Below are 5,729 nucleotides of genomic sequence, written 5' to 3'. Positions count from 1 at the left end.
ACTGACTTGCATCAAGAACCTACTCTTCCATCAACAGTAACTGTTGAGTATGACAAAGGTTTCCCTAAAACTCATAAAGTCACATGGGAAGCTATTCCAAAAGAAAAACTAGACCATTATCAAACCTTTGAAGTGCTAGGTAAAGTTGAAGGTCTTGACCTTGAAGCGCGTGCTAAAGTCTCTGTAGAAGGCATCGTTTCAGTTGAAGAAGTCAGTGTGACAACTCCAATTGCAGAAGCGCCACAATTACCAGAAAGTGTTCGTACCTACGATTCAAATGGTCACGTTTCATCAGCTAAGGTTACTTGGGATACGATTGATTCAGACCAATACGCTAAGGAAGGCGTCTTTACAGTTAATGGTCGCCTAGAAGGTACACAGTTAACAACCAAACTTTATGTTCGTGTGTCTGCTCAAACTGAGCAGGGAGCAAATATCTCTGACCAATGGACAGGTTCAGAATTGCCACTTGCCTTTGCTTCAGACTCAAATCCAAGCGACCCAGTTTCAAATGTCAACGATAAATTGATTTCGTTTAACGACCAACCAGCTAACCGTTGGACAAACTGGAACCGTAGCAATCCAGAAGCTTCGGTCGGCGTTCTATTTGGAGACTCAGGTATCTTGAGCAAACGTTCGGTTGATAACCTAAGTGTCGGATTCCACGAAGACCACGGAGTTGGTGTACCGAAGTCATATGTAATCGAGTATTATGTCGGCAAGGCCGTTCCAACAGCTCCTAAAAATCCTAGCTTTGTAGGCAATGAAGAACATGTCTTTAACGATCCAGCTAACTGGAAACCTGTTACCAATCTAAAAGCCCCAGCTCAACTCAAGGCTGGAGAAATGAACCACTTTAGCTTTGATAAAGTTGAGACCTATGCAATCCGCATCCGTATGGTCAAACTCGATAGCAAGAAAGGAACTTCTATCACAGAAGTACAAATCTTTGCGAAACAAGTTGTAGCAGCCAAACAAGGACAAACAAGAATCCAAGTTGATGGCAAAGATTTAGCAAACTTTAACCCTAGTTTGACAGACTACTATCTTGAGTCTGTAGATGGAAAAGTTCCTGCAGTAACAGCAAGTGTTAGCAACAATGGTCTCGCTACCGTTGTTCCAAGTGTTCGTGAAGGTGAGCCAGTTCGTGTTATCGCGAAAGCTGAAAATGGCGATATCCTAGGAGAGTACCGTCTACACTTTACAAGCAATAAAGACTTACTCTCTCGTAAACCAGTTGCCGCAGTTAAACAAGCTCGCTTGATACAACTAGGACAACCACTTGAATTGCCAACTAAGGTTCCTGTTTACTTCACAGGAAAATCTGGTTATGAAGTTAAAGAATTGGCTGTTGAATGGGAACCAATTTCTGCTGAGAATCTGACAAAAGCAGGTCAGTTCACCGTTCGAGGACGGGTTCTTGGTAGTGACCTTGTAGCTGAAGTCTCCGTACGAGTGACAGATAAACTAGGTGAAACTTTGTCAGACAACCCGAACTATGATGAAAATGGCAATCAAGCCTTTGCGACAGCGACAAATGATATTGACCCAAGCTCACATGACCGGGTAGACTATGTCAATGATGGAGACCATGACGAAAATCGTCGTTGGACAAACTGGTCGCCAACACCATCTTCTAATCCAGAAGTGTCTGTCGGTGTCATTTTCCAAGAAAATGGCCAAATAGTTGAGCGGACAGTTGCCCAAGCCAAACTTCACTTCTTTGCAGACAGTGGAACAGATGCACCGTCTAAACTTGTCTTGGAACGCTATATCGGTCCAGACTTTGATGTGCCAGAGTACTACTCGAACTATCAAGCTTATGAAGCCAACCATCCATTTAATAACCCTGAAAATTGGGAGGTAGTTCCTTATCATGCAGATAAAGAAATTGAAGCTGGAGATGAAATCAATCTAACATTTAAGGCTGTAAAAGCGAAAGCCATGAGATGGCGGATGGAGCGTAAAGCGGACAAGAGCGGTGTTGCGATTATTGAGATGAGTTTCCTTGCACCGAGTGAATTGCCTCAAGAAAGCACACAATCTAAAATCTTAGTAGATGGAAAAGATCTTGCTGATTTTGCTGAGGATCGTCAAGATTACCAACTAACCTACAGCGGACAACGTCCAAAGGTGACCGTTCAAGAAAGCAACAATGTCGCTTCGACTGTAGTAGATAGTGGAGATGATGATCTTCCAGTACTTGTTCGCCTTGTCTCAGAAAGCGGAAAACAAGTCAAGGAATACCGTATCCACTTGACTAAGGAAAAACCAGTTTCTGACAAAACAGCCCCTGCTATTCAAGAAGAAAATCCAAGTCTTGAGGTTGTCGAAAAAGAACTTGCCTTCCAGACTATTGAAAAAGCAGATTCAAGTCTATATGTAGGTGAAAGTCGCGTGGTTCAAGAAGGACGAACTGGTAAAGAACGCATCTTTATATCTGTTAACCCTGACGGAAGTCGTGAAGAGAAACTCCGCGAACTTGTCCAAGCTCCTATAGATCGTATCATCTTGGTCGGAACAAAGACAAATAGAACTGATGAACCAACTAACCCTGGCTCACAAGGGCCAGAAACATCTGGTGGGCAAGAGCCTTCTTCAAGCCAAGATAAACCAAGTCAGGTTGAAAAGAATCACTTGCCAAATACAGGAAGTGAAGACAGTCAAGCAGTAGCAGCAGGCTTAGCTCTTCTTGGTTTGGGTACAGGTCTTGTAGCTGCCACCCGCAAAAAAGAAGATGAAGATTCAGTTTAGTTGCAAACTAAATTGAACAGGAAAAGGTCAGAGTGACGCTCTGGCCTTTTTCGTTTGTTTGTAATAGTAAAGAGAGGTTAGAGCCAGTTAATCGTATTCCAAATGAGTTTCGCTCAAAATTTGTAAAGTGTCCTCCACATCTCTTCTTGAAAAGAAGGGTAGTATTTGAAAATAATTGATAAATATGCTACAATAGCAGGAACCGGTAATTTTTATAAATGATTTTTTAATAAGAGAAATCGGATAAAACCCATTCAACTTTCGAAGGTCATGACCGGATGAGAAAACGTTAGATTTCTCACCTTTCAAGGATTTGGTCATGGGATGATATTTTTGATGTCAATCATGGTGATGGAGTTGATATGCTTATAAAAAATTTTAGGATTAAATAAATCCGTTTATGCATTTGATAATATTCAATATAGAAGAGATGGAAGAACAGGTGTTCTCACATGAAAATATTCAAGGATAGAAGAGAAGCTCCAAGTAGATTTACACTCATGAGGTGCTCCTATATTTCGTAGGTAAAACACCATGGTAAGCCAGTTAATCCTATCTTGATTATCAGTGGGATGAACCTGTTTTCTTGACTTGTCTTGCTGTTACGGTAGTGCATGAACATCGCAAGAAATCTGTGGCAAGATTTGCCAAATATAAAGAATAAAGGATGACAGATGAAACATTTCGGTCTTAAGAGACAAAAACGAACAAGTATTTTTTTCCGAAGAGCAATTTTTACAATTTTGATCATCGCGATCTATTTACTTGGTCGCCATATTCTACTTCCAGGATACAATGGCAATACAGGAGTTTCACAAATAGCTGAACAAAGCCCCCTAGCTTATTTGTATTCCTTAGCGGGAGTGGATGTCTCGCAGATTTCTCTGTTTTCTCTGGGATTGGGGCCATGGATTACGACGATGATTGTCTGGCAGGTCATCAATTTAAATAAAAGTTGGAATATCCAGTCTTGGTCATTGAAAAAAGCGGATTTTGTACAGAAAATCCTTACTTTGATTTTTTCCGTGTTGCAAGGGGTAGCTGTCATGTATACAGCACGCTCAGAAAATGGTCGCTTTTTACTTCTTGTAGATGATTGGATTTATAATATAGCTGTATTAGCAACTGTTGTAGCAGGGAGTTTTGTTATTATCTGGTTAGCTAGTTTGAATGTTATCAAGGGAGTAGGTGGGCAGACAATTATTATTATTTCAGGAATTCTGCTACAGTTTGCTAATCAACTAGTGGTATTGGTAGGACAATCTGTTTTTTCAAAAGAAGGAATAGTACTTCTGGCAGGTACAGCAGTTTCGTTTTTGCTTCTGGGTTATATTGCCGTAGTTTGTGAAAGAGCCGAGATTCGTTTGCCTTTGAATCGAGTCATGTTGAGTAGTCGTTACTACGGCAAATCTTACCTCCCTATCAAATTTCTTCCCTCTGGGGGAATGCCTATTATGTATGCCTCGAGTGTTATTATGTTGCTTCAGTTGGTATTAGACTGGTTTGGACATGGTTTTACAAAAAATTTTGGTAGTTTATTTGACTTTACAAAGCCCTTAAGTTTGGCCTTTTACCTGCTTGCTATCTATCTTCTTGCAATTTTATTTGCCTATATCAACTTAGAACCAGAAGAAACAGCGAAACGTTTACAACGCCAAGGGGAATACCTAGATTATATTCAGCCTGGGAAAGCGACTTTAAAAGTTTTGAAGCATTACATTTCCTTGCAGTCTAACGTAGGAGCACTCTACCTAATTGTTTTTATTGGTTTACCCTATTTCATTAATTTCTTCCTACCTCTTCCGAATCTGCTTTTGACTATACCAAGTACATTGATCATTTTAGTCAGTATGCTCTTACCTTTACATGAAGAAATACGTATCTTGAGAATTGGGACTTATTACCACAAAGAATTAGAATTTAAAGGAGAATAGAGGGATATGTTTTACTTTGTACCATCTTGGTATAGACAAGATCGGAAATGGTATTCTACCACCCTGCCTTTCTATTACGTGTCTAAAAATATGATGTTTGATGATGCAGTGAATTTGCTGCGAATGTTTCAGCAATCAGGAGAGGCAAATACTACTCTGATTTTGAACTATTCACCACATATTCGGACCTTTCTTTACCAGCAAAGAATATTGCCAGAAACTGTATGGAATCTATTTGATACCATACAAGGTCTGACGGATGTATCTGTACGTAAAATTCGTCTGGAAGATATTAAATGGCCTCAAGGAGTAGAATTCTTCTATACTCCTTTTATGATTGAGGTATATTTAAATCAAGAACACTATGCTAAAATTAACTTTTCACAAGCAGGTAATTTCTTTGATATTACTTATTTTGAGAGCGGGCAGACAAATCATCAGTTGATTTTTGATGATCGTGGATTTGTTTCAAGTATCATCTATTTTGAAAATGATCAACCTTACTACCAAGATTATTTAAATTTACAAGGTACATGGCAGTTTAGGGAATTTTTGGGCACAGAAAATCATCAAGTACTTATCAACCCTGAGGCACAGGCTACATTTACAAAAGAAGTTTACCAAGATATCGAAGAATTGATCAATGAAAAATTAGATCGGTATCTGACTTCTGCGCTAACCAAGGATGATACGATTGTGATTTCATCGGATGTACAGCACAACTATTTTTTCCAAAAGTTCAAGGGAAATCATCATGTTATTTTGTCTTTTTTTGGAGATCGTTATCCAATCACAAACCGAGAGCAGTTGCTAACAGATTTGACAGACACACCGTTCTTTGTTGTTGATAGTTTAAATAAAATTGAAACGATAGCGGCTGATTTGGATCTGGAACAGTTGCCAGGCTTTTATGAGATTCCGCCTTATGATACTCATCTAAACCTAGGGCATAGTCAAAGAAAAAAAGAGTTAATTGTTTACGTCAATTACGACAATCTACCAGCAGATCAAATTCAATATGTGTTTACGACTTTGTTTGAA

At 39.4% G+C, this 5,729-nt stretch carries 3 protein-coding genes; all 3 read left to right on the top strand.

The window, feature by feature from the left end; all coding sequences use genetic code 11:
* On the top strand, nt 1-2,754 hold a 2,754-nt coding region (locus SORDD16_RS00075; RefSeq protein ID WP_128973449.1), incomplete at its 5' end, for an Ig-like domain-containing protein.
* A gap of 674 nt (nt 2,755-3,428) precedes the next feature.
* Entirely contained in the window at nt 3,429-4,688 is a 1,260-nt protein-coding gene (locus SORDD16_RS00070; protein ID WP_061451857.1) for an accessory Sec system protein translocase subunit SecY2, read from the top strand.
* A 6-nt stretch (nt 4,689-4,694) separates the two neighbouring features.
* On the top strand, nt 4,695-5,729 hold a 1,035-nt coding region (asp1, locus tag SORDD16_RS11440), incomplete at its 3' end, for an accessory Sec system protein Asp1 (protein ID WP_241733929.1).

Origin of the sequence: Streptococcus oralis, from assembly GCF_001578945.1 — a bacterium.
In the GTDB taxonomy this organism is placed as follows: domain Bacteria; phylum Bacillota; class Bacilli; order Lactobacillales; family Streptococcaceae; genus Streptococcus; species Streptococcus oralis_Q.
This window is presented reverse-complemented; position numbering and strand designations above follow the sequence as displayed.